The 22,623-nt window shown below is 73.0% G+C and carries 29 protein-coding genes; 8 read left to right on the top strand and 21 right to left on the bottom strand.

The window, feature by feature from the left end:
- Positions 1 to 12 precede the first annotated feature (12 nt).
- The 5 genes from OG494_RS22245 to OG494_RS22225 form a co-directional block, all read right to left on the bottom strand.
- Positions 13 to 930, bottom strand: a complete 918-nt coding sequence (locus OG494_RS22245; RefSeq protein ID WP_328458661.1) for a TIGR04222 domain-containing membrane protein — start codon at positions 928 to 930, stop codon at positions 13 to 15.
- Positions 931 to 1,032: 102 nt separating this feature from the next.
- Complete coding sequence (msrB, locus tag OG494_RS22240; RefSeq protein ID WP_328458659.1) at positions 1,033 to 1,455, bottom strand: peptide-methionine (R)-S-oxide reductase MsrB; 423 nt, start codon at positions 1,453 to 1,455, stop codon at positions 1,033 to 1,035.
- Between the two features lie 19 nt (positions 1,456 to 1,474).
- Positions 1,475 to 1,780 (bottom strand): hypothetical protein, encoded by a 306-nt coding sequence (locus tag OG494_RS22235; RefSeq protein ID WP_328458657.1) that lies wholly within the window; start codon positions 1,778 to 1,780, stop codon positions 1,475 to 1,477.
- A gap of 53 nt (positions 1,781 to 1,833) precedes the next feature.
- The gene (locus OG494_RS22230; protein ID WP_328458994.1) at positions 1,834 to 3,495 is read right to left on the bottom strand and encodes a serine/threonine-protein kinase; all 1,662 of its coding nucleotides are present in this window, start codon (positions 3,493 to 3,495) and stop codon (positions 1,834 to 1,836) included.
- A 118-nt stretch (positions 3,496 to 3,613) separates the two neighbouring features.
- Positions 3,614 to 4,279 carry a TVP38/TMEM64 family protein gene (locus OG494_RS22225; RefSeq protein WP_328458655.1) on the bottom strand — a complete coding sequence of 222 codons (666 nt, stop codon included), beginning with the start codon at positions 4,277 to 4,279 and terminating at the stop codon, positions 3,614 to 3,616.
- A 100-nt stretch (positions 4,280 to 4,379) separates the two neighbouring features.
- Here OG494_RS22225 and ligD point away from each other — a divergent pair, with 100 nt between their 5' ends.
- Positions 4,380 to 5,405: a non-homologous end-joining DNA ligase gene (gene ligD, locus OG494_RS22220; protein WP_328458653.1), complete on the top strand. Its 1,026-nt coding sequence runs from the start codon at positions 4,380 to 4,382 to the stop codon at positions 5,403 to 5,405.
- A 1-nt stretch (position 5,406) separates the two neighbouring features.
- Here the strand turns inward: ligD and OG494_RS22215 are convergent, their stop codons facing one another.
- Positions 5,407 to 6,054 carry a hypothetical protein gene (locus tag OG494_RS22215; protein ID WP_328458651.1) on the bottom strand — a complete coding sequence of 216 codons (648 nt, stop codon included), beginning with the start codon at positions 6,052 to 6,054 and terminating at the stop codon, positions 5,407 to 5,409.
- 195 nt (positions 6,055 to 6,249) lie between these two features.
- Between OG494_RS22215 and OG494_RS22210 the strand changes: the two genes are divergently transcribed.
- The 3 genes from OG494_RS22210 to OG494_RS22200 all read left to right on the top strand — a co-directional run bounded on the left by OG494_RS22210 (position 6,250) and on the right by OG494_RS22200 (position 8,147).
- Complete coding sequence (locus tag OG494_RS22210) at positions 6,250 to 6,642, top strand: DUF6221 family protein (RefSeq protein WP_328458649.1); 393 nt, start codon at positions 6,250 to 6,252, stop codon at positions 6,640 to 6,642.
- A 48-nt stretch (positions 6,643 to 6,690) separates the two neighbouring features.
- A complete protein-coding gene (locus OG494_RS22205; RefSeq protein ID WP_328458647.1) occupies positions 6,691 to 7,671 on the top strand; it encodes an LLM class flavin-dependent oxidoreductase in 981 nt (326 codons plus the stop codon).
- 257 nt (positions 7,672 to 7,928) lie between these two features.
- A complete protein-coding gene (locus OG494_RS22200; protein ID WP_328458645.1) occupies positions 7,929 to 8,147 on the top strand; it encodes a S1 RNA-binding domain-containing protein in 219 nt (72 codons plus the stop codon).
- 45 nt (positions 8,148 to 8,192) lie between these two features.
- Here the strand turns inward: OG494_RS22200 and OG494_RS22195 are convergent, their stop codons facing one another.
- Positions 8,193 to 8,831, bottom strand: coding sequence for a maleylpyruvate isomerase N-terminal domain-containing protein (locus tag OG494_RS22195; RefSeq protein ID WP_328458643.1), 639 nt, complete (start codon positions 8,829 to 8,831; stop codon positions 8,193 to 8,195).
- An 18-nt stretch (positions 8,832 to 8,849) separates the two neighbouring features.
- Positions 8,850 to 10,418 (bottom strand): PucR family transcriptional regulator, encoded by a 1,569-nt coding sequence (locus OG494_RS22190; RefSeq protein ID WP_328458641.1) that lies wholly within the window; start codon positions 10,416 to 10,418, stop codon positions 8,850 to 8,852.
- A gap of 125 nt (positions 10,419 to 10,543) precedes the next feature.
- Between OG494_RS22190 and pruA the strand changes: the two genes are divergently transcribed.
- Both pruA and OG494_RS22180 read left to right on the top strand, forming a co-directional pair.
- Positions 10,544 to 12,172, top strand: coding sequence for an L-glutamate gamma-semialdehyde dehydrogenase (gene pruA, locus OG494_RS22185; RefSeq protein WP_328458639.1), 1,629 nt, complete (start codon positions 10,544 to 10,546; stop codon positions 12,170 to 12,172).
- A gap of 13 nt (positions 12,173 to 12,185) precedes the next feature.
- A complete protein-coding gene (locus OG494_RS22180; protein WP_328458637.1) occupies positions 12,186 to 13,115 on the top strand; it encodes a proline dehydrogenase family protein in 930 nt (309 codons plus the stop codon).
- A 64-nt stretch (positions 13,116 to 13,179) separates the two neighbouring features.
- Here OG494_RS22180 and OG494_RS22175 read toward each other — a convergent pair whose 3' ends face one another.
- Entirely contained in the window at positions 13,180 to 13,554 is a 375-nt protein-coding gene (locus OG494_RS22175; protein WP_328458635.1) for a thioredoxin family protein, read from the bottom strand.
- Between the two features lie 90 nt (positions 13,555 to 13,644).
- Here OG494_RS22175 and OG494_RS22170 point away from each other — a divergent pair, with 90 nt between their 5' ends.
- Positions 13,645 to 13,887 (top strand): DUF2630 family protein, encoded by a 243-nt coding sequence (locus OG494_RS22170; protein WP_328458633.1) that lies wholly within the window; start codon positions 13,645 to 13,647, stop codon positions 13,885 to 13,887.
- A gap of 133 nt (positions 13,888 to 14,020) precedes the next feature.
- Here the strand turns inward: OG494_RS22170 and OG494_RS22165 are convergent, their stop codons facing one another.
- The 11 genes from OG494_RS22165 to OG494_RS22115 all read right to left on the bottom strand — a co-directional run bounded on the left by OG494_RS22165 (position 14,021) and on the right by OG494_RS22115 (position 20,976).
- Positions 14,021 to 15,565 carry an alpha/beta hydrolase gene (locus OG494_RS22165; RefSeq protein WP_442874452.1) on the bottom strand — a complete coding sequence of 515 codons (1,545 nt, stop codon included), beginning with the start codon at positions 15,563 to 15,565 and terminating at the stop codon, positions 14,021 to 14,023.
- A gap of 68 nt (positions 15,566 to 15,633) precedes the next feature.
- Complete coding sequence (locus tag OG494_RS22160) at positions 15,634 to 16,713, bottom strand: ATP-dependent DNA ligase (protein ID WP_328458629.1); 1,080 nt, start codon at positions 16,711 to 16,713, stop codon at positions 15,634 to 15,636.
- Between the two features lie 26 nt (positions 16,714 to 16,739).
- The gene (locus OG494_RS22155) at positions 16,740 to 17,348 is read right to left on the bottom strand and encodes an alkaline shock response membrane anchor protein AmaP (RefSeq protein ID WP_328458627.1); all 609 of its coding nucleotides are present in this window, start codon (positions 17,346 to 17,348) and stop codon (positions 16,740 to 16,742) included.
- Positions 17,345 to 17,881, bottom strand: a complete 537-nt coding sequence (locus OG494_RS22150) for a DUF6286 domain-containing protein (RefSeq protein ID WP_328458625.1) — start codon at positions 17,879 to 17,881, stop codon at positions 17,345 to 17,347. The genes OG494_RS22155 and OG494_RS22150 overlap by 4 nt, the downstream gene beginning before the upstream one ends.
- Positions 17,882 to 17,883: 2 nt before the next feature.
- The gene (locus OG494_RS22145) at positions 17,884 to 18,234 is read right to left on the bottom strand and encodes a hypothetical protein (protein WP_328458623.1); all 351 of its coding nucleotides are present in this window, start codon (positions 18,232 to 18,234) and stop codon (positions 17,884 to 17,886) included.
- Complete coding sequence (locus tag OG494_RS22140; protein WP_013224542.1) at positions 18,231 to 18,407, bottom strand: hypothetical protein; 177 nt, start codon at positions 18,405 to 18,407, stop codon at positions 18,231 to 18,233. Before OG494_RS22140 ends, OG494_RS22145 begins: the two co-directional genes overlap by 4 nt.
- A 99-nt stretch (positions 18,408 to 18,506) precedes the next feature.
- The gene (locus OG494_RS22135) at positions 18,507 to 18,758 is read right to left on the bottom strand and encodes a hypothetical protein (protein WP_328458615.1); all 252 of its coding nucleotides are present in this window, start codon (positions 18,756 to 18,758) and stop codon (positions 18,507 to 18,509) included.
- Entirely contained in the window at positions 18,755 to 19,192 is a 438-nt protein-coding gene (locus tag OG494_RS22130; protein ID WP_328458613.1) for an Asp23/Gls24 family envelope stress response protein, read from the bottom strand. Before OG494_RS22130 ends, OG494_RS22135 begins: the two co-directional genes overlap by 4 nt.
- Before the next feature lie 91 nt (positions 19,193 to 19,283).
- Positions 19,284 to 19,685, bottom strand: a complete 402-nt coding sequence (locus OG494_RS22125; RefSeq protein WP_328458611.1) for an Asp23/Gls24 family envelope stress response protein — start codon at positions 19,683 to 19,685, stop codon at positions 19,284 to 19,286.
- Positions 19,685 to 20,245, bottom strand: coding sequence for an RNA polymerase sigma factor (locus OG494_RS22120; protein WP_328458609.1), 561 nt, complete (start codon positions 20,243 to 20,245; stop codon positions 19,685 to 19,687). The genes OG494_RS22125 and OG494_RS22120 overlap by 1 nt, the downstream gene beginning before the upstream one ends.
- Positions 20,242 to 20,976: a pyrimidine reductase family protein gene (locus OG494_RS22115; RefSeq protein WP_328458607.1), complete on the bottom strand. Its 735-nt coding sequence runs from the start codon at positions 20,974 to 20,976 to the stop codon at positions 20,242 to 20,244. The genes OG494_RS22120 and OG494_RS22115 overlap by 4 nt, the downstream gene beginning before the upstream one ends.
- A 100-nt stretch (positions 20,977 to 21,076) precedes the next feature.
- Between OG494_RS22115 and zapE the strand changes: the two genes are divergently transcribed.
- On the top strand, positions 21,077 to 22,096 hold the full coding sequence (gene zapE, locus OG494_RS22110; RefSeq protein WP_328458605.1) for a cell division protein ZapE: 1,020 nt from the start codon (positions 21,077 to 21,079) through the stop codon (positions 22,094 to 22,096).
- Here zapE and OG494_RS22105 read toward each other — a convergent pair.
- Positions 22,050 to 22,607 (bottom strand): phosphatase PAP2 family protein, encoded by a 558-nt coding sequence (locus OG494_RS22105; RefSeq protein ID WP_442874489.1) that lies wholly within the window; start codon positions 22,605 to 22,607, stop codon positions 22,050 to 22,052. The two genes, zapE and OG494_RS22105, sit on opposite strands and share 47 nt — an antisense overlap.
- Positions 22,608 to 22,623: the final 16 nt, after the last annotated feature.

Here is a 22,623-nt window from a genome sequence, read left to right as displayed (position 1 = left end):
CGCGTCGGCGTTTCAACCGCCGCAGCCCCCGCCGCCACCGCCGCCGCAGGAGCTGCCACCCCCACCGCCGCCGCACGAACTGCCGCCCCCGCCGCAGGAGCTGCCGCCGTAGTAGCCGACGGCCGCGCCGCCCCCGGCGCTCGTCCAGCGTGAGCGGGCCGCCCGGCGGTCGTACGTCTTGGCGGCGGCGTGCGCGGCCTGGGTGACGGCCGCGCGGACGTCCTGGTCCGGGTGGGCGGCGAGGCCGCCGCTCGCGACGGCGCCGGTCGCGCCGGAGAGCAGCGTCCCGGCCCGGCGGGCCTCTTCGACGGCCGTCCGCCCGGCGACGGTGGCCTTCGCCTCCGGCGCGTTCGCGGCCCGCACGGTGACCGCGACCACCGCGACCACGTTCAGCACGAGCAGACCGAGCAGGTAGCCGACGGCGTGGCCGGTGCTCGCCCCGGCGACCAGCCGCGCGATGCCGAGCGCGATCAGCACCCAATACGCAATCGACGTGGTGGTCCAGGTCAGCCGCAGTTTCCGCGTGTCGGCGAGCAGGCCGCGGCCGACCAGCCCGGCCGCCAGCAAGGTCACCGACCGGTGCTGGGAGACGGCTGTGCGCACCCGGTCGACCGAGCTGCCGGTCTTCCCGACGCGGTCGACCGCGATGCGGCCCAGTTCGTCCGCCGGCCGGCCCTTGACGCGGTGCAGCCGGCCGGTGCCGTCCATCCGGACGAGCTGCTGGTCCAGCAGCCCCGCGACGACGACTTCGCCGACGCGGTCGGGCCCGCCCGCCAGCAGGGCCAGCTCTTCGACGCTCTGCGGTGCCCCGCCCGCGTGGCCGCGCGCCAGCACACTGGTGCGCACCACGGCGTAGAGCAGGGGAATGAGAAGCAGGCCCAGGTAGAGGCCCGTGAACAGCGGTCCGGGAATGCCCCACGTGTCGGTCATGACTCCGCCCTCCCTCGTCCGTGTGCGGAGACTACGTTCGAGGAAGGGCGGAGGGTTGCCGGCTTAAGGAGGATTTAGGACGGCGATTTCAGGATCGCGATTTCAGGACTGCGGCACCAGCTTGAGCGAGATCGAGTTGATGCAGTAGCGCTGGTCGGTCGGGGTCGCGTACCCCTCGCCTTCGAAGACGTGCCCGAGGTGGCTGTGGCAGGAGCCGCAGAGCACCTCGATCCGCTTCATGCCCATGGCCCGGTCTTCCCGGAGCAGGACGGCGTCGGAGTCCGCCGGGTCGTAGAACGACGGCCAGCCGCAGTGGCTCTCGAACTTCGTGTCACTGCGGAACAACTCGGCACCACAGGCGCGGCATGCGTAGACGCCGGTCGTCTTGGTGTCGGTGTACTCGCCGGTGAACGGCCGTTCGGTGCCGGCCTGGCGGAGTACGGCGTACTCCTCCGGGCCCAGCTCCGCCCGCCATTCCTGCTCGGACTTCACGACGCGAGGGGTGGCGCCGACAACGGGTTTCATACCTTTCACCCGATCCACGTTACGCCGCGAGCCACGCGAGGGCGTGCACCACGATGTCCCATGCGGCGACTATCACGCCGAGCACGATGAGGACCACGATCAAGGCCGACACCCAGTAGCGCAGCCCGCCGAGGCGGTTGCTGGAATCGGCGAAGTCGGCGACGCCGTCGAGAGCGGCTTCGATGGTGTAGTTCGGACCGGATCGCTCGATCCGGTCGAGGTGCTCGGCGAACGCGCGCGCCTCCGGGTCAAACGGGTCCAGCCCGACCAGGTCCTCGTGGAAGCGAGGGTTCCCGCCCGGCGGCGAAGCTCCGCTCTCGGCCATACCACCACGGTAGGCCATCGGACCCGCTCAGCCCACCAGCGGCGCGTTAAGTCTCACTGGCGGGAGGCCGAGCCGGGGAGCCTGGTGTCGGCGTCGATGAGCATCTGACCGCCGACCGTGACGATCCGGTAACCGCCGCGGACCCCGTTGACCGTCAGGTTCATCGTGATCGAGCCGTCGGAGTTGGCGCCGCCGCTGTCGGCGCGGGCCGTGCTGTAGCTGGGGGCCTTGTTGCTCGCCCAGTAGTCGGTGAAGGCCTGCTCGCTGCCGTACACCTGCTGCGCGGCCGGGGTGAGCTTCGACCAGCCGCTCGACGGGCTGTCGTAGAACGCGGTGAGCGCGCGGCCGGCGGCGCCGTAGTCGCTGATCTTGCCTTCCGGCGCGGTCTTGCCCAGATCCGCGGGGACGTTCGTGGCACTCTGCGCGCCGCTGCTGCTGCTCTTCGGCGCGGTACCGGGGGCGCTGGTCGCCGCGCCCGGGGACTGGGCGGTCTGGTCGCCGCCCGTGCCGCCGCCGCTGGAGTTCGCCATCAGGAAGACGATCACGGCGACCACGACGACCGCGGCACCCGCGCCGGCGAAGATCGCGTACTTGCGCTTGTTGTCCGGCTTGGCCGTGCCCGTCGAGTACTGCGGCGCCCTCGCCGACGGGGCCGAAGCCGCGGGCACCGGTCTGGGCGGGGTGTTCGGCGGCGCGGCCGGGGACCGCATCGGCATGAACGCGGCGGTCGGGCGCGGCGGGTTCGACGGCGCCTTGCCCGCGCCCACCGGCGTGCCGGCCGGCGGCGACGAGGGCGCCTGCTGCTCGGAGCGCTGCCACGGCGGGCGGTCGCCGCTGTCCGCGGGGGGCGCGGCGGGCTTGCGGCCCCCGCCACCCGAGAGCAGCGGCGGTGACGCCGACATGCCGCCCGGTTCGGTCCGGGCCAGCGCGGCCAGCCGCTCGCGGGCCTCGGCCATGGACGGCCGCTCGCCCGGCTCGCTGCGCAGGAGGCTCATCAGCAGCGCGGTGGCCCCGCCCGCCTGCACCGGCGGGTTGATCTGGCCGTTCGCCGCCGCGTAGAGCAGCGCGAGCTGGTTGGTCGTGTTGCCGTAGGGCGTGGTGCCCTCGATGGCCTGGTAGAGGGTCGCGCCGAGGGCGAAGACGTCGGAGCTGGGCACCGGGTCGGCGCCGCGCGCCAGCTCGGGCGCCAGGTACGCGGGCGTGCCGCCGATCAGGCCGGTCGCCGTCAGCGTCATGTCGCCGGCCGCGCGCGAGATGCCGAAGTCGGTGATCTTCGCGGTGCCGGTCTCGTCGATGAGGATGTTGCCGGGCTTGACGTCGCGGTGGACGATCCCGGCGCGGTGCGCGGCGACCAGCGCCGACGCCACCTGCTCGCCGATCCGCGCGATCCGGCCGAGGGGCAGCGTGCCCTCCTCGGAGAGGATGGTGGACAGGCTCGGCCCGTTGAGGTACTCCATCACCAGGCACGGGTCGCCGTTGTGCTCGGCGATGTCGAACACCACGATGGCGTTCGGGTGCTGGAACCGGGCGGCGTTCTTCGCCTCGCGCATCGCGCGCTGGCGCATGTTGTCGCGCTCGGTCTCGGAGACGCCCGGCTGGGGCAGGATCTGCTTGATCGCCACGGTGCGCTCGAGGCGCACGTCGGTCGCGCGCCACACGACTCCCATGGCACCGCTTCCGATGTGCTCGACGAGGCGGTAGTGCCCCGCGATCAGCTGACCGGTGTCGATGGCGACTGCTCCTGACGAAATTCCCGGTGGTGGTGACCCTGCTCAGCGCGTATCCGCTTCGCGCACCCGATCGAGTGTAGCGGGCGGCCGGGTGCTGTTCGCGTCAGCCAGCCGGACCGGCGGGCTCCGGTTCGGGTACCGGTGCCACCGGCGCCCGTTTCCGGAACACCCTGACCAGCCCGATCGCCCCGGCCAGCGCGAAGACGCCGTAACAGGCGAGCAGCGCGGGCGGCGTGTCGCCGGTCAGGACGTCCCCGAGCACGACCACCGCGACGGTGCCGGGCACGCTTCCCAGCAGCGTACCCGCCAGATACGGGGTCAGCCGTACGGACGACACCCCGCAGAGGTAACTGAAGGGCGCGAACGGCACTACGGGTATGAGCCGCAGCGACGTGATGGCCAGGACGCCACCGTCGGAGAGCCGGTCGTTGACCGCCCGCACCGACGTGCGGTGCAGGTGCCGGGTGACGAGGTCCCGGCCGAGCAGGCGGGCCAGCCCGAACGACAGGCCGGCCGCGATGGTCGTGGCGACCAGGCCGATCGCGATCCCGGCCGCGGTGCCGACCAGCAGGCCGGCGGCGAGGTTGAACACCGTCCGCGGGATCGGGATCACCGTGAGCAGCGAGTACGCGACGAACAGGACGAGCGGCGTGGCCGGGCCGGTGGCCGCCGCCCAGGCCCGCAGGTCGGCCGGACCCGGGATCGGCAGCAGCACCGCGGCCGCCGCGAACAGGGCGAGCGCGACGATCATCTTGGTGCGGCCGGACACCCGCTCAACGCTACAGCGTCGGTTTCCCGGTCGGCTTTCTCCCGAGGGTGACGGCATTCTCGCGGGAGCCGGGCGGCGCGATCACCGCTAGCGTGGCCGCATGCCCAAGCACGGTGACCCGGTGACCTACGACGTCGGCGGGCGCAGCGTCCGCGTCTCGAGCCCGGACAAGGTGTACTTCCCGCAGCGCGGCATCACCAAGCGGCAGGTCGTCGAGTACTACCTGGCGGTCGGCGAACCACTGCTGCGCGCGATCGGCGAGCGGCCGACGACACTGAAGCGCTACGTCGACGGCGTCGAAGGCGACTGGTTCTACGCCAAACGCCTGCCGAAGGGCGCGCCGGACTGGGTCGAGACCGCCGAGATCACCTTCCCGTCGGGCCGCAAGGCCGCGGAGGTGTGCCCGACCGAGCCGGCCGTGTTCGCGTGGGCGGCCAACCTCGGCACGTTCGACTTCCACCCGTGGCCGGTGCGGCGTCCCGACGTCGATCACCCGGACGAGCTGCGGATCGACGTCGACCCGCCGGACCGCGCCGGGTTCGCCGACGCGGTCGCGGTCGCCCAGGTCGTCCGCGAGGTGCTGGAGGCCGCCGGGCTGACCGGCTACCCGAAGACGTCGGGTGGCCGCGGCGTGCACGTGCTGGTCCGGATCCGCCCGGAGTGGGACTTCGTCCAGGTGCGCCACGCGGTGATCGCGCTGGGCCGCGAGGTCGAGCGCCGGATCCCGGACCGGGCGACGATCTCGTGGTGGAAGGAGGAACGCGGCGGCCGCGTCTTCCTCGACTACAACCAGGCGGCCCGCGACCGCACGGTGGCCTCGAGCTGGTCGGTCCGCGGCACCCCGCGCGCGACGGTCTCCACCCCGCTGACGTGGGACCTGCTGCCCGAGGTCGACGCGGACGACTTCGACGTCCTGACGGTCCCGGCCTTCCTCACCGAACACGGCGACCTGCACGCCCGCATGGACGACAAGGCGTTCGGCCTGGAGACGGCGCTGGAGTGGTACGAGCGTGATCTGCGCGACCACGGGCTCGGGGACCTGCCGTACCCGCCGGACTACCCGAAGATGCCGGGGGAACCGAAGCGGGTCCAGCCGAGCAAGGCCCGCCCGGAGCCGGAAGCCTGACTCACGGTTTCCGGCAGCTGACGGCGGTCACGGCCGCCTTCGGCACGACCTTGGTGCTCTTGGTGGACATGACCGTGCGGTCGACGCGGTAGGAAGAGCCGCCCTCGGAGTACGCGGTCTCGATCAGTTCGCCGGAGTCGTCCCCCGGGATGTCGTAGGTGATGTCGCAGTCCCGGAGCAGGGTGCTCGCGCCGAGCATGCTGAGCTTCGGTTCGACGACGACGTTGCAGCCGGCCGAGCCGAAGCACTGCTTGGACACGACGCTGAGCGCGACGGAGTAGTCCTTCGCGGTCGGCTCGGGCGGCAGTGGTCCGGTGGTGGTCGGTGCGACCGATTCGGGGATCGACGGGCTGGTGGTGGCGGGCGCGGCGGCGTCACGCGGGCGCACCTGCCCGTCGGCCGACACCCACGTCCCGCCGGGGCCGGCACACGGCACCTGCTGGGACTTGTCCAGGCACGGACCGGACGCGGCCTTGCCGACCACGACCACGACCACCACGACGATGCCGGCCACCAGCGGCGGCAGGGCGACCAGCGCGGCGACGCCCCGTCTTGCGCGGCGGCTTCGGCACTCGCGGCGTCTCGCGCGGGGTTGTAACCATCGCCACAGGCGTGCCGGGCGCCACTCGCGCTCGGCGAAAGTGGTCAAAACCTTTATCGGTTTCCCGCCCGAAAAGAACGCGGAGTGATCACCCAAGCGCGCGGTGTCGCCTATAGGGTCACAAATGTTGCACGGCCGAGTTCAGCGTCACGATCATGGACTCGAACGGCGTAACGTGCGGTCCCGAATCGACGACTCCCCGGGACAATGCCGGGGGCGGGCTCGACCAGAGGGAGGCCCTTCGTGGACGACCTGATCGCATTCCTCGCCGCGCGCGTGGGCGCGCGGCAGGCGTTGATCATGCAGGCCGTCAACAAGGCCAAGGCCGGCGAGACGATGAACCGCGGGGAGACGAAGGTCGCCGTGGAGCAGCGGGTGCGCGGGCTGGTCGACCTCGAGCTCGACGTGGTCAACCAGATGATCAACGAGATCGAGGCGACGCGCCGGATCCTGCTCGCCCACCGCACGACGGTGTCCGAGAAGGTCCCCGGGTTTCCGCTCTACGGCAGCGAATACTGGTGTGAGACCTGCCACGTGCCCGCCGACGAGGCCGGCTCGAACTGGTGCCTCACCCTGCGCCTGCTGGCGCTGCCCTACGCCGACCACTCGGACTACAGCGAGCGCTGGCGCCCCTGACGGGAATCCCGTCGCGCGCCGGGCGTTGCACCCGGTGTGAAGCTTTCCGTGCTCGACCGTTCGCCCGTGCGGCGCGGCAGCACCCCGGCGCGGGCGCTGCGGGACACCGTCGCCTTCGCCGCCGGCGTCGAACGGCTGGGCTACCACCGGTTCTGGGTGTCCGAGCACCACAGCGTACCCGGGGTCGCCGGGTCCGCGCCGACCGTGCTGGCCGCGGCCGTCGCCGGGGCGACGTCGAAGATCCGCGTCGGCACCGGCGGGGTGATGCTGCCGAACCACCGGCCGCTGGTCGTCGCCGAGCAGTTCGGGGTCCTCGAAGCGCTCCACCCCGGCCGGATCGACCTGGGGCTGGGCCGCTCCGTCGGGTTCACCGGCGGGGTCCGGGAGGCGCTGGGCCACGGCAAGGAAGCCGCCGACGACTTCGGCGCGCAGGTGCGGGAGCTGCTTGGGTTCTTCACCGGCGACCACGCTTACCCGGGCGTCCACGCGTATCCGGCCGAGGGTCTGCGCGTGCCGCCGTTCCTGCTGGCCACCGGCTCCGGCGCGGACCTCGCCGCCGAGCTCGGGCTGCCGCTGGTGATCGCGCCCGTACGCGGGGAACAGGCGCTGAAGGAAGCCGTGACGCGCTATCGCGACGGGTTCCGGCCGTCGGAGTGGGCGGGGGAGCCGTACGTCGTGGTCTCGACGGCCATCGCCGTCGCGGAGCCGGCGGAGGCGGCGCGGCGCCTGCTCGTCCCGGAGGCCTGGGCGACGGTGTATTCGCGCTCCCACGGCGTCTTCCCGCCCCTGTCGCCGCCCGCGGAGGTCCTGGCCCTGCCGATGACCGGCCGCGAGCGCCGGCGGCTCGAGGAGACCCTGGACGGCCAGATCTCCGGGACGCCGGCCGAGGTCGGCGATCGGCTGGGGGCACTGGTCGAGACCACCGGAGCCGACGAAGTCCTCGCGACGACGGCGGCCTACGACCAGTCCGCGCGGCTGGATTCGTTCGCGGCTCTCGCCGAGTTGGCCGATCTTCGCGTTCCGGCCTGAATTTCCGTGATCCGCCGACCAATTCTCCGGTCTTCACGTCGGTAAATCAATATCCGGGTGCCGATATAACGCGTCGAATTATTTCCGGTGTGTGCCGCGACGATTCGGCGGTACCGTTCTCGCATGACTGCCGGGTCGGCCATGAGCCGTGAGCAGACGGGTTCCCCGGCCACGTCCTGACCTCCGGGCGGGCGCGTGGCCCGCCTCCCGCACGTCTTCCGTCCATCGGAACGTGCGCGGGAAGGAGGTGAAATCGCATGTCCCGTGACGAAGAGAGCCTGTCCGGCCTCGCCGAGGGCGACGTGCTCGACGGCGTGGTCGTGAAGGTGCTGCCGTTCGGTGCGTTCGTCGAGGTCGGGCCCGGGCTCCACGGCCTGCTGGTGACCACCGGCGCGCCGGAAGCCGGCACCCGGCTTCCGGTCCGTGTCGAGCGGATCGACGTCGGACACCGCCGGTTCAGCCTGGTGAGGGTCTAGCCGGAAGCGGACCGGGCCGGGCGCCCGGCCCGGTCTGCGCGGCGATCACCCGAGGACCAGGGGCAACCGGGCCGCGAGGTCGCCCAGTGCCGCCGTTTCCGCGTCGCTCGGGGCGCGGCGGCCGGTGCCGATCAGCAGGGCGTCGGTGTCGGAGAACGACGCCGGGAACGGCGTCCCGGCGATCTTCTCCAGCATCTCGCGCGTGCGGGCGAGGCCGGGCGGCCGGGCCCCGGCGACCAGGTCCAGGTGGTGCAACGTCCACTCCAGGACGTAGGCCGAGAGGTAGTCGCCCGCGGTGAGGACCATGTCCTGGGTCGCGACGCGGACCCCGGGATCGGCGAGGCCGGCGGCACGGCCCGCCGCCGAGCCCACGTCGTCGAGGTGGAACTTCAGCAGCGCCGGGTCTTCGTACGCGGCGGCCAGCCGGACGATCAACGCGTCCAGGGGATCGTCACCGGCCGGCGGGGTTTCGGCGACCTTCCAGTAGGTGATCGCGTCGGCCGTGGGCTCGGCTTCGGCCGGTGTGACGAGGGTGATCAGCACGTCCTGCGCGTCGATCACCAAGTGGCACACCAGGTCCCGGACCAGCCAGCCCCGGCAGCCCGACGGTTTCGCGAAGTCTTCGCCAGGCAGGGTCGCGACCGCCGTGAGCAACGCCGTCCACGAACGCGAGAAGAGGTCCACGACGGCCAACGTAGTGATTCAGAGCCTCAGCTGCAGCTGGGTGAGGATGCGCTGCGCGGGATCGCCGAAGTCCACACCGGACACTTCGCCGGCGCGCCGGACGCGGTACCGCACGGTGTTGGGGTGGATGTTCAACGCCGACGCGGCGGCGCGGACGTCGCCGAACGCGTCGAGCCACGCCAGCACGGCGGGCACCAGGATGCCGCCGTGCTCGGCGTCGTGCTCCACCAGCGCCGTCAGCCGCGGGTCGCGGATCCGCGGCTGGTCGCCGAGGTAGGCCAGCACCTCCGACAGCAGCACCTCGGCGCGGACGTCGGCCAGCGACGCGACGTCGGACGGCCAGTGCCCGCGCGCCATCGTGGCCAGGACGCGGTCGGCGTCACCGCGGGAGGCGACGGCGTCGGACAGCCGCGGCACGACGCCGCCGAGCGCGGCCCGCACCGGGACTTCGAGGTGCCGCCGCGCCGCGCCGACGATCTCGCGGGCCAGCGCCAGGACGGCGGCGTCCGAGTGCTCTGGCAGGTCCGGCAGCAGGGCGTAGACGCGGCCGCCGATCACGCTGACCAGCGCACTGCGGCGGTAGGCGGCGGTGTGCACGGCGATCAGGTGGACGAGCTCGGCGCGGCGCAGCTGACGGTTCTCCGCCCGGCTCAACGCGAACGCCAGCACCTGGGCCGGCCGCGACGGGTCGGCGCCGATGTCGTCGGCGACCGACTCGGCGTCCAGCTTGCCTTCCAGCAGGCTCGCCAGGAGGTCCTCCCGCAGCCGCAGCTCGGGGCTGGGCAGAGTGCGGGCGCGGATCAGCTGCGGGGCGAGCGCGCGGCTCGCGCCGAGCAGCGCCAGCTCGGCCTGCTCGGTGAGCGGCTGGGCGCCCTCCTGGACCCAGATCGTGCCGAGCGGCTGCGTGCCGGCGTGGATGCCCGCCGCGATGCGCCGCCGGATGCCGAGCTCCGGGCGCTCGTCGACCCGCACGATCCCCTCACCGGCGCGAAGCCGCTGGTAGACACCCCATTCGCGGAGCAGGGCGAGGTAGCGTTCCGGGCCTTCGCGGCCGAGGATCGACAGCCGCCGCAGTTCGTCGACCTCGTCGCCGGCGCGGGAGTAGGCGAGCACGCGGCTCGCCGTGTCCTCGATGCTGACGAGCCCGCCGGTGAGGGTCGCAATCGTCTGCGCCAGGGCGAACAGGTCACCGAGCACCTCGCCGCTCGCCGCCTCGCCGCCCGCGCGGGCGGCCTCGACGACACCACGGGCGAGTGACTCCACTTGCTCCCAGCGGGCTTCGGCGCCGACGGTGAGCAGGGCGACGCCGGCGTCGGCGGCGACCTCGGCGCTTCCCGCGCCGGTGCCCTTGACCGCCACGGCCGCCGCCCCGCCGCGGCCGGCCGCGCGGATCGCGGGCGCCGCGGCCCGCCCGCGCGCGCCGATGACCAGCACGAGGTCGCCGGGGCTCGCTTCGAGCGGGTCCTCGGGGTCGAGGATGACGACGTCCGAGACCGGCACGCCGAGGCCGTGCGGGGCCACGACGACCTCGACCAGCGGTTCGCCGAGGGTCGCGAGCACGTGCCGCAGCGACGTCCCGGCCGTCACCTGCGGGTAAGCCGATCGGACAAGCTCATGTCGGTGATTTTAGCCGTTCGGACAAACCCAGAACACGTGTCCGGGGTTACCGTTCGGGGCATCAGGACTTAGAGCAGCGCTGCAGAGGAGCCGCCGTGGACGCCGTGACCCAGACCCCCGCCCCGAAGAACGAGACGGTGCTGACGTACGCGCCGGGCAGCGCCGAGCGCGCGGAACTCGAGGGTGCGCTCAAGCGGCTGGGCCAGGCGGAACCCGTCGACCTCACGGTCACCGTCGGAGGTGAGCAGCGTCCCGGCAGCGGCGAGAAGATCGACGTCGTCCAGCCGCACAACCGCCGCCACGTGCTGGGCACCATCCACAGCGCCACCCAGCAGGACGCGACCGACGCCGTCACCGCGGCCGCGAAGGTCGCGCCGGAGTGGCGCGGGCTGTCCTACGACGACCGCGCCGCGATCCTGCTGCGCGCCGCCGACCTGCTGACCGGCCCGTGGCGCGCGACGATCAACGCCGCGACCATGCTCGGCCAGTCCAAGACCGCGACCCAGGCCGAGATCGACTCCGCCTGCGAGCTCGCCGACTTCTGGCGCTTCAACGTCGAGTTCGGCCGCCGCGTGCTGACCGAGCAGCCGATCAGCTCGCCGGGCGTGTGGAACCGCCTGGAGCACCGGCCGCTGGAAGGCTTCGTCTACGCGATCACGCCGTTCAACTTCACCGCGATCGCCGGCAACCTGCCGACCGCGCCCGCGCTGATGGGCAACACCGTGCTGTGGAAGCCGTCGCCGACGCAGTCGTTCGCCGCGCACCTGACCATGCGGCTGCTCGAAGAGGCCGGCCTGCCCGCGGGCGTCATCAACCTGCTGCCGGGTGACGGCCAGGCCGTCTCCGAGGTCGCCCTGACCCACCGCGACCTGGCCGGCGTCCACTTCACCGGCTCGACCGCGACGTTCCAGCACCTCTGGGGCACGATCGGCGCGAACATCGCCGGGTACCGCTCCTACCCGCGGCTGGTCGGCGAGACCGGCGGCAAGGACTTCATCGTCGCGCACCCGTCGGCCGACGTCGACGTCCTGCGCACCGCGATGGTCCGCGGCGCGTTCGAGTACCAGGGCCAGAAGTGCTCCGCGGCTTCGCGGGCCTACATCCCGCGCAGCGTCTGGAACCGGGTGAAGGACGGTCTTGTCGCGGAGACCGAGGCCCTGTCCTACGGCGACGTCACCGACCTGTCGCACTTCGGCGGCGCGGTGATCGACCGGCGCGCGTTCGACAAGCACGCTTCGCTGTTCGACCGCGTCAAGGGGGACGCCTCGGTGGAGATCCTCACCGGCGGCACGGCCGACGACACCGACGGCTTCTTCGTCCAGCCGACGATCCTCGTCTCGGACAACCCGAAGCACGAGATCTTCTCGACCGAGTACTTCGGCCCGATCCTGTCGGTGCACGTCTACGAGGACGGCGATTTCGACGCCGTGCTGAAGCTCGTCGACGAGACGGCGTCCTACGCGCTGACCGGCGCGATCATCGCGAACGACCGCACGGCCGTCGCGAAGGCGTCCGAGGCGCTGCGGTTCGCCGCCGGCAACTTCTACGTCAACGACAAGCCGACCGGCGCGGTCGTCGGCCAGCAGCCGTTCGGCGGCGCGCGGGCCTCGGGCACCAACGACAAGGCCGGCTCGATCTTCAACCTGCAGCGCTGGACGAGCCCGCGGTCGATCAAGGAGACCTTCGTCCCGCCGACCAGCGTCCGCTACCCGCACCAGGGCTGAGAGGGAGACCGTCATGCTGCGTGCCCCGTTGCTCGCCGCCGCCCGCTCGAAGGGCATCCGGCGGCTCGTCGAAGCGGTGCCCGCCACGCGATCCGTGGTGCGCCGCTTCGTCGCCGGGTCCGAGACCGCCGACGCCGTCCGCGTCGCCGGGGAACTGGCCGTTGACGGCCGGCGGATCACCCTCGACCACCTGGGTGAGGACACCACCGACGCCGCCCAGGCGGCGGCGACGGTCGCGGCCTACGAAGCCGTGCTGTCGGCCCTGGCGTCCGAGGGGCTCGCCTCGGGAGCGGACGTGTCGGTGAAGCTGTCGGCCGTCGGGCAGTTCCTGCCTTCGAACGGCGAGGACGTCGCGCTGGAGAACGCCCGGAAGATCTGCGCCGCGGCGGACGCGGTCGGCGCGACGGTGACGCTCGACATGGAGGACCACACCACCACGGACTCGACGCTCGGCATCCTGCGCGAGCTGCGCGGCGAGTACCCGTGGGTGGGCGCGGTGCTGCAGGCGTACCTGCGGCGCACCGAGCAGGACTGCCGCGACCTGTCCGGCCCGGGTTCGCGGGTGCGGCTGTGCAAGGGCGCCTACGCCGAGCCGGAGTCGGCCGCCTTCCAGGACAAGGGCGACGTCGACAAGTCGTACGTGCGGTGCCTGCGCGTCCTGATGGCCGGGCAGGGTTACCCGATGGTGGCGTCGCACGACCCGCGGATGATCGAGATCGCCGCCGCGCTGGCGATCGAGAACACCCGGTCGTCGGACGACCACGAGTTCCAGATGCTCTACGGCATCCGGCCGGAGGAGCAGGCCCGGATCGCGGCGTCGGGCTCGCGGATGCGCGTCTACGTGCCCTACGGCGACGAGTGGTACGGCTACTTCATGCGCCGTCTCGCGGAACGCCCGGCCAACCTCGGGTTCTTCCTGCGCGGCCTGGCCACCCGGTCCTGAAAAGCCGTGAAGGCCTCCTTACCGGCTCTTACGGCCGGTAAGGAGGCCTTCACGGCTTTCGGCGTTACGCCTGCTCGGAAGCCTCGGCTTCGGCGGCCTTGCGCTTGACCTCGGCCATGTCGATGTCACGCGCCTGCTTGATCAGGTCCTCCAGGGCGGGCTCCGGGAGCGCGCCGGGCTGGGAGTAGATCAGCGTCTTGTCGCGGATGATCGCCAGCGTCGGGATCGAGCGGACGTCGAAGGCGGCCGCGAGCTGCTGCTGCGCCTCCGTGTCGACGCTCGCGAACACGATGTCCTCGTGCTTCTCCGACGCCTTCTCGTACACCGGCGCGAACTGACGGCACGGGCCGCACCAGCTCGCCCAGAAGTCGATGAGGACGAACTCGTGGTCATTGAGGGTCTGGTCGAAGTTCTCGGCGGTCAGCTCAACGGTGCTCATGACCAGGTCAACGACTCGGGCCCGGCGGGAATTCCCGGGCGCGCGGTAGCGTCTGCACGAGCGAAACCCCGCGTGACCCGAGGAGGACACATGGCCGACAGGGAGATCCTGGGCCGGATCGACGAGCTGATCGCGGAGGAGCACGAGCTCCGCTCGCGTTCGGTGGGCGTGGGCCTGGCCGGCGCCGACAAGGACCGGCTCACCTCGGTCGAGCAACAGCTGGACCAGTGCTGGGACCTGCTCCGGCAGCGCCGGGCGAAAACCGAGTTCCACGAGAACCCGGAAGACGCCCAGGCCCGCCCGGTCTCCGAGGTCGAGTCCTACCGCCAGTAACGACGTACCCAGAGGGTCGGCTCGCGTACCTGGAGGGTCGGCTCGCGTACCTGGAGGGTCGGCTCGTGAGTCGACTGTCTGGGTACGTGAGCCGACTGTCTGGGTACGCGGGCCGACTCTCCGGGTACGGGGGTCAGGCGGGGCAGAGGGTGCCGTCGGCGGGGATCTTGCCGTCGATGAGGAAGCCGCGGGCCGCGTCCGTGACGCAGGGGGACGCGCCCAGGGCGCCGTGGCCCGCGCCCTGCCAGGTCAGCGTGACCGCGGACGGCATCTGGTCGGCCGCGCGGGTGGTGCCGACCTGCGGGGTGACCGGGTCGGCCGCGGTGGCCGTGACCAGGATCGGCGGCGCGCCCGGGGCACCCGCCGGGGGCAGCGGCTCGGTCCGCACCGGCCACGGGCCGCACCACGCCAGCTGCTGGGCGACGACCGCGCCGAACTGCGGGTACTTGGCGCGCATCCCGGCGACGATCTGGTCGAGCTGGTCGGCCGAGAGGCGCGTCTGGCTGTCGTTGCAGTGCGTCGCGATGGCGGAGTCGAGCCGTGACGGCTGGGCCCGCGAGTCGTGCAACGCCGGCGTGGCGAACGCGGCGAGCGGCGCGATGGTCCCGCCCTTGGCCGCCGTGATCGCGTCGGCCAGCTCGGGCCAGCGCGAGCGTTGCGCGAGTCCCGAGTAGACGGCGAACATCGCGACGCCCGGGCCGAACGCGGTCCCGTCGTCGGTCGACGGCGGCGCGGCGCGCAGCTGGTCGGTCAGGGTGGCGAGGGCGGCCTTCGGGTCGCCGAGCGAGCACCCGCGCGCCGTGCAATCGGCCGCGAAAGCGTCCAAAGTGGACTGTGCGCCGGCCGCGACGGCGTCGAGCACCGCGGCGGTGTCCGGGCCCGGGTCGGGCACGCCGTCGAGCACCATCCGGCCGACCTGGCCGGGGAAGCGCACCGCGTACTCCGACAGCACCTTCGAGCCGTCGCCGCGGCCGAGCGCGTCGAGCCGCTCCATGCCCAGCTGCTTGCGCAGCTCGTCGAGGTCGCCCGCGGCGCGCCAGCTGTCCAGCGCCGTCTGGGTGTCGTCCAGCTCGATGGCGCACTGCTGACCGGCCTTGCGCGCGGCGTCCAGGACGTCGGCGAGGCCGCCCTGCGCCGGGTCGGCGTCGATCAGGTCGTGCCGGATCTCGGCCGGCACGCACTGCACCGCGCCCGACATCCCGGTGCCGCGCCGGTCCAGGCCGATCAGCGAGAACTTCTCCAGGAACGCCGGGGGCAGCGTGGCGGCGAGGCGGGCGGCGTAGATCGTGCCCGGTTCGCCGTCGACGTCGTTGACCACGACCAGCGGCACCGGCCCGGCGCCGACCTTGAGCGCCAGCAGGCGCATGACCGAGCGGCGCGGCTCGTCCGGCGCGTCGACCGGGGTCGGCACGCGGGCGCAGGTGAAGTGCAGGGTGTCCGGGACGGGCGGGGTGCCGATCCGCTGGCGGGTGTCGTCGTCGCAGTCGGACCACTTCAGCGACGACGACTGCGGCTCGCCCAGCGGCGGTAGCGGCACCGACGGCGTGGCGCCGGGCGCGGTCGACTTCGCCGGGCCGTCGTTCTCGACCAGGGCCGGGCGCACCGACGGCCCCGCGGCGCAGCCCGCGGCGGAGGCCAGGGCGAGCAGCGCGACCAGGAGACGGGAACGGCGGCGCACGGGCGAAGTCCTCACGTAGATCAAGGCCGGAACACCGTGAGCTTTCCACGTCCGGTGTGGGACGCGGGTTAGCGGGTGCGCACCACCTGGCCGCGGAACACCGCGTCGAGGTCGTAGCGGGCCGGCTCGTCGAGCTGGCTGTAGTCGCACGACGCGGGCTCGCGGTCCGGGCGCCACCGCACGAACCGCGCGTTGTGCCGGAACCGCGACGGCATACCGCCCTCGGTGTTCTCGTAGGCCACCTCGACGACGCGCTCGGGCCGCAACGGCACCCATTCGTGCTCGGTGGCGCGCCAGCGGGTGATCCCGCCGGGGATCCGCTGCGCCTCGCCGGTGGCCTTGCCGCCCCACGGGTGGTCTTCGCCGTCGGTGATCAGCGGCGACAGCTCCTCGGCCAGCTCGCGACGGCGTTCCTTCGGGAACGACCCGATGGTGCCGACGTGGTGCAGCACGCCTGCTTCGTCGTGCAGGCCGAGCAGGAACGAGCCGACGAGGTCGCCCCGGCCGCCGTCGACGTGCCAGCGCAGCCCGGCCAGCACGCAGTCGGCCGTGCGCAGGTGCTTGTACTTGAGCAGCACCCGCTTGCCGGGGGAGTAGGGCTCCTCCAGCGGCTTGCCGATGACGCCGTCGAGGCCGGCGCCCTCGAACAGCTCGAACCAGTGCCGCGCGGTGTCGGCGTCGGTGGTGGCCGGGGTGAGCGAGATCCGCCCGTCGGCCAGCTTCTCGAGCCGTTCGCGGCGGGCCGACGTCGGTTCGTCCAGGAAGGACTCGTCGCCGAGGGCGAGCAGGTCGAACGCGACGAACTCGGCCGGCTGCTCGGCCGACAGCAGCGTGACGCGGCTTTCGGCGGGGTGGATCCGCTCGGTGAGCGCGTCGAAGTCGAGCCGCCCGTCCCGCGCGACGACGAGCTCGCCGTCGAGCACGACCTTCGGCGGCAGGATCTCGAGCAGCCGCGCGACCGCCTCCGGGAAGTACCGGTTCAGCGGCTTCTCCGCGCGGGACTGCAGGTACAGCTCGTCGCCGTCGCGGAAGACGATGCAGCGGAAGCCGTCCCACTTGGGCTCGAACAGCAGCCCGCCGGAGTCCGGGATGGCCTTGGCGGGCTTGGCGAGCATCGGCTTCAGCGGCGGCTGCAGCGGTAGGGGCATGACGGCATTCTGCGGAACGACGCCGCTCAGCGCACGCGTTTGGCCTGGCTCGTGTCGAGTTCGAGGCGCACGGCGGTGGGCAGGACGTCGAGGCCGAGCGACTCGCGCGCCCTGGTCAGCACGCGCAGGTCGAGGTCTTCCCAGACACGCTTGAGGTCGGTGCCCTCGTGCAGGTACAGGGTGATGCGCAACGCGGGAGAAGTCCGGGAGCCGACCGCGCGGACCCGGGCGCGGCTGACGCCGTCGAGTTGCTCCGCGTCGGCCTGGACGGCGCCCGAGATCGCGCCCGCCGTGACGACGAGTTCGGCACCCACCGCGTCGTCGAGGGCCAGGTCGGGCCGCGGTTCCGGGCGCAACGACCGCAGCGCCCAGCGCAGGCCCAGCACGAGCAGGAGCACGCCGAGCACGATCGCGGCGATGCGGGCGGTGGTGGCGTGCTCGCCCAGCCAGCCGACGGCGATCGGGTCGAGCAGCGGCCGGCGGCCGCGGAACTCGCCGAGCCAGCCGGCGCCGACGACCAGCGCCAGCGCGCCGCCGAGCAGGGCCAGCAGCCCGACGAGGAACGTCAGCGCGCGTTCGCCCGCGTACGACCGGGAAAGCGCCTTCGTGGCAGTGGAGTTGCCGGACTTGCTCATCGGCGGTCCTTCGGCGAGTCGACGACGACGCTGACCTTCGGCCGCCGGGCCAGGGGGACGTCGTCGAGCAGCGTGGCCACGGTCTCCAGCAGGCGCGGCCGCAGCTCACCCTCGGTCTCGAGCCGGCTGGTCGCGCGGACCCGGACCCGGCGGGCGCTGGCGGTGACCGTCGCGCCGGCGACGTTCTCCTGCGCCCGCACGACGAGCCCGACGAGCCGGGCCAGCGACCGCGGGGACGTCGAGACGCTGACGTCGTCGGCCGGGTCGGTCAACCGGACCGCGCGGTTGCCGGCGGCCAGCGCGCACAGCAGCAGCACCAGGCCCGCGACGGCGAGCACGACGGCGCCGACGCGCACGGTGTAGGCGTCCCAGCCCAGGGCCGTGAGTTCGGCCTGCCAGCGCGGCCACGGCACCAGCAGCGGCCCGGACCCCGGGCGCCACCAGTGCCAGCCGACCTCGAGCGCGAGCAGCGCCCCGGCGGCGGCGAAGGCCAGGCCGAGCATGGTGGACAGGAGGCGGACGATCGGGCGCACGGCTACCGCACCCTCGGCGCGACGTCGGGCAGCAGCGCCGACACCGTCACGGCCAGGGCCCGCACTTGGTACGAGGTGATCCGCTCGACCTCTTCGACGACCCGCTCGCGGACGGCGCCGACGACCGCGCGCACCGCCACCGGGTAGTTCAGGGCGAGCTCCAGCGCCAGATCCACCTCGTCGTCGTGGCCGCCGACCCGCGCGTTCGCGCCCTTCTTGCCGGCCCGCGCGGTACCGGGCACCTGATCGGCCGCGTGCTGCGCGACCTTGCGCACCACCGAGTGGCCGATGGTGAGGGTGCCGCGCTCGGCCGGTTCGGCGAGCTCGCGCGGCACGTCGAGGAGCCGGCTCACTTGTCGCGGCCCTTCCCGAACAGCTCGCCGAGGTCGAGCTCGCCGTCGAGCACCCGGCCGGCGACCAGCCCGATGATCCCGACGGCCAGGGTCACCAGGAACGCGGTGAACCCCTGGGTCGCGGCCAGGCCGAGGATGAGCCCGGCCAGGAGCCCGGTCTGCGTTGCGTTCACTTCGTCCTCCTAGGACAGGCGGGGGAGAAACCCCTTCTTACGGGGTCCGGGTGGCGGAGCCTCCGGCCCGGGGCCAGGCCCCGGATGGCACTGCGGGAGTCATTGCACGCGGGGCGGGCGGCGGCGCTTGCGCAACTTCGCGAGCACGGCGGCCACCCCGCGGCGGTTCACCACGAAGCGGATCGGCGCGTCGAACCGGGTGTCGTCCACTGCGGACTTTCCGGCGCGGAACCGGGCCAGCCCCGCGGCGAACTCGGCCGGATCGCCGCCGACGTCGGGGTGGTGGGTGCGCACGAACTCCCGGAAGGCCGCGCGGGCCTCCGGGTCCTCCCGCGCACCCCGCGCGGTCACTCCACCCGCGACGGGAGTTCGGGCTCGTCCTCGCCCGGCAGGTGGATGTCGTTGACGGCGATGTTGACCTCGATCACCTCGAGGCCGGTGATCTGCTCGACGGCGGTGATCACGTTGCGCCGCACCGCGCGGGCGACGTCGGCGATGCGCGCGCCGTACTCGACGACGACGTCGAGGTCGATCGCGGTCTGCTTCTCGCCGACCTCCACCGACACGCCGGACGTGGTGACCGTGCCGGAGCCGGGGATGCGCTCGCGCAGGGCGCTGAACGCCCGTGACATGCCGCCGCCCAGCGCGTACACCCCGGTGACCTCGCGGGTGGCCATCCCGGCCACCTTCTGCACCACGAGCGACGAGATCGTGGTGCGGCCGGCGGCGCCCTCCTCGTTGAGCGGGGTCACCGTGCCGGGGCTTTCGGTCCGTTCCGGATGCATGCCTGCAAGCTCCTCTCGAGCGGTCTTGTCGTCCCTACGATGCCCGCGACCACGGGGCTCTCACGCAAGGTCACCCATTCGGGGGAATGGTTCAGTCGTCGTGGACGTCGACGACGTGCACGTTCACCGCCGTCGCCACGCCCAGCTGCCGCGACAGCTCCGCGGTGATCTCCCGCCGGAGCGTCTCGGCGGCTTCGTCGGCGGTGATGCCGAAGCGGACCGACACCAGCACCTGGACCACCTCGTCCTCGACCGCGACGGCCGAGATCCGCACGCCCGCCGGCGCCCGCGCCTCGGCGATCGCCGAGGCCAGGCGGCCGACGACCCGCTCGGTGACACGCAGGCTGCCTTCCTCGCCGGGCACGTCCACCGCCGTCCGGCGGCCGCGGGCCACCGTGCGCAGCACGCGTTCGACCAGGCCGGGCGGCGTCGGCACCCGGCGGCGGGCGGCCGCGCGCACGGCGTCCCAGCGGGGGTCCTGTTCCGGGTCCATCACCGCTCCCTCAGCTCGGCGAGCAGCGCCACCCTGGCCCGGTGCAGGCGGGAGCGCAAGGCGCCGACGTTCACGTCGAGCACTTCGGCGACCTCTTCGTAACTCAGCCCTTCGAGTTCGCGCAGCACCAGCGGCACCCGCTGGGACAGCTCCAGCCGGCCGATCGCGCGCAGCACCGCGTCGACCTCCTCGGCGCGCACGACGCGGCCCTCCGGCCCGGGTTCGGCCGCCGCCAGCAGCGCACTGTCCAGAGTGGACTTCCCCTCGGGTTCGGGGGAGTCCAGGGAGATCGTCGGCTTCCGGCGGCGCAGGATCGCGAGCGCGCCGTTGGTGACGACGCGGTAGAGCCAGGTCGAGACGGCCGACTCGTGCCGGAACCCGCCCAGCGAGCGCCACGCGGCGAGCCACGCCTCCTGCACGACGTCCTCGGCCTCGGCGGCGCTCCCGGTGATCCGCAGCGCCACCCGGTACATCCGGGGCGTGTGCCGCCGGACCAGGGCGCCGAACGCGGCTTCGTCGCCGCCCGCGGCCCGTTCGACCAGCGTGACGTCGTCGCTCATCCGGCACCCCGGCGGTAACGCAGGAGCGTGAAGCCGTCCTCGACGAGCACGGAGGCCAGCGCCAGCGCCCGCGGTGCGACCGGCGACGGGCCCGCGGCGATGCGCCCGGCGCCGCCCGCCACGAGCAGCGGCGCGACGGTCAGGCAGAGCTGGTCGACGAGGTCGGCGGCGATCAGCCCGGCGAACAGGCGCGGCCCGCCTTCGCAGTCGACGCGGCGCAGGCCGCGTTCGGCCAGCAGGCGCAGCGCGAGCGCGAGGTCGACGTCGTCGTCGCCGGCGCGCACGACCTCGACGCCGTCGAGGTGCGCGGTGTCGGCGCCGGTCGTGGTGACCACGATCGGGGCCACGACCGTGTCGGTGAACAACGGAGAGTGCGGGTCGAGGTCCGCGGTGCGGGTCACGACGGCGATCGGCGGGACGTCCGCCAGCCCCAGGCGGCGACGCCGCTCCAGCCGTTTCGCGCTCGCCCGGACCCCGCGGTAGTTCTCGGCGCGGGCGGTGCCGGCGCCGACCAGGACGACGTCGCAGAGGTCGCGCCCGAGCAGGAAGACCTCGCGGTCGGCGGCGTGCGAGAGGCCCGCGGACGTCGTGTCGACCTCGACCGCGCCGTCGGCGGAGGCGACGAAGTTGACCTGCACCCAGGCACGCTCGAGGGTCGCCGGGTAGGCGTAGATCGCCTCCAGGTCGGCCCCGGTCAGCTCGCCCGGTGATGGTGGCCACACACTTCGCACCCGACCATCCCAGCACGCCCCGGAACCCGTTCTCCACCGGGGGATATGGCTACTCACCGGTGATCCTGGGCCACCGGGGCGGCGGATAGGCTCTGCGACCATGCCCGCGCACCTGACCGACCGCCGTCCCGTGCTCGGCGCCGACGAGCTGATCACGGCGCTGGTGCCGCCGCCGCGTTTCGGCGCGGTGCGGTTCGACACGTACCTCCCGAACCCGGACGAGCCCAGCCAGGCCGCCGCGGTCGAGGCCTGCTCGGCGTTCGCGGAGCGCATCGGCGCGCGACCGGAGAAGAAGAAGTTCCGGCTCTTCGGCGGCTCGCCCGGGCCGTCCGGGCCGATGGGGCTCTACCTCGACGGCGGCTTCGGCGTCGGCAAGACCCACCTGCTGGCCTCGGCGTGGCACGCGGCGCCGTCCCCGAAGGCGTACGGCACGTTCGTCGAGCTGACCCACCTGGTCGGCGCGCTCGGCTTCCCCGAGGCCGTCCGGCGGCTCTCGGAGCACCGGATCCTGGCCATCGACGAGTTCGAGCTGGACGACCCGGGCGACACCACCCTGGTCACCCGGCTGCTGCAGGAGCTGATGGACGCCGGGGTGCACATCGCGGCGACGTCGAACACCCTGCCGGAGAAGCTCGGCGAAGGCCGCTTCGCCGCCGAGGACTTCCTGCGCGAGATCCAGTCGCTGTCGGCCCGGTTCGGCGTGGTACGCGTCGACGGCCCGGACTACCGCCACCGCGGCCTGCCGGACGCGCCGCCGCCCGTCTCGCCCGAAGAACTCGAGGAGTCCGTCGCGGCCCACGAAGGGTCCACTGTGGACGACTTCGACGCGCTGTGCGAGCACCTGGGCGAGCTGCACCCGTCGCGCTACGGGCGGCTGCTGGACGGCGTGACGCGGGTGCACCTGCGCGGTATCCACCCGGCGCCGGACCAGAACGTCGCGCTGCGGCTGGTGGCCCTGGCCGACCGCCTCTACGACCGCGCGATCCCGGTCGTCGTCTCGGGCGACCCGCTGCCGTCCCTGTTCACCGAAGAGATGATCGAGGGCGGCTACCGCAAGAAGTACCTGCGCGCGATCAGCCGCTTGACGGCACTGGCACGCGACGCGGCACAGACCACGTGACGAGCACGACGGCGACCGCGAAGAGCGTGCCGCCGACGACGTCGGTGAGGTAGTGGTAGCCCATGCCGATCAGGCCGGCCGTGGCCGCCAGCAACGCGAGGGCGCTCAGCACGACGACGTAGGTCTTGCGCGTGAGAAGCACCAGCACGGTCAGCACCGAGACCAGGCCGACGGTGTGGCCGCTCGGGTAGACCAGCGTGTCGTTCTTCCACCGGTCGTACAGCGGCTTGAGCAGCCAGGTGTTGAGCAGGATGGCCAGCACCGGCCCGCCCAGCGCCAGCGCGGCGTCCAGCCGCCGCCCGGCGCGCAGGCAATAGAAGACGGCGACGGCGGCCAGCGCGAACACCACGTACGGCTCGGTCGGCAGCACCAGTACCGCGGCCGCGCCCGGCCCCAGGTGCGCGACGGCGGCCGCGGCGGCCGAGTCGAGCGCGCCGGGCGTGTCCCCACCGGCGAACGGGAGCCCCAGTAGCAGGGCCAGCAGGCCGCAGACCGCGGCGAGCACCCACATCGTCCTCACCCGTGCG

The organism is Amycolatopsis sp. NBC_00438, assembly GCF_036026695.1.
In the GTDB taxonomy this organism is placed as follows: Bacteria; Actinomycetota; Actinomycetes; order Mycobacteriales; family Pseudonocardiaceae; genus Amycolatopsis.
This window is presented reverse-complemented; position numbering and strand designations above follow the sequence as displayed.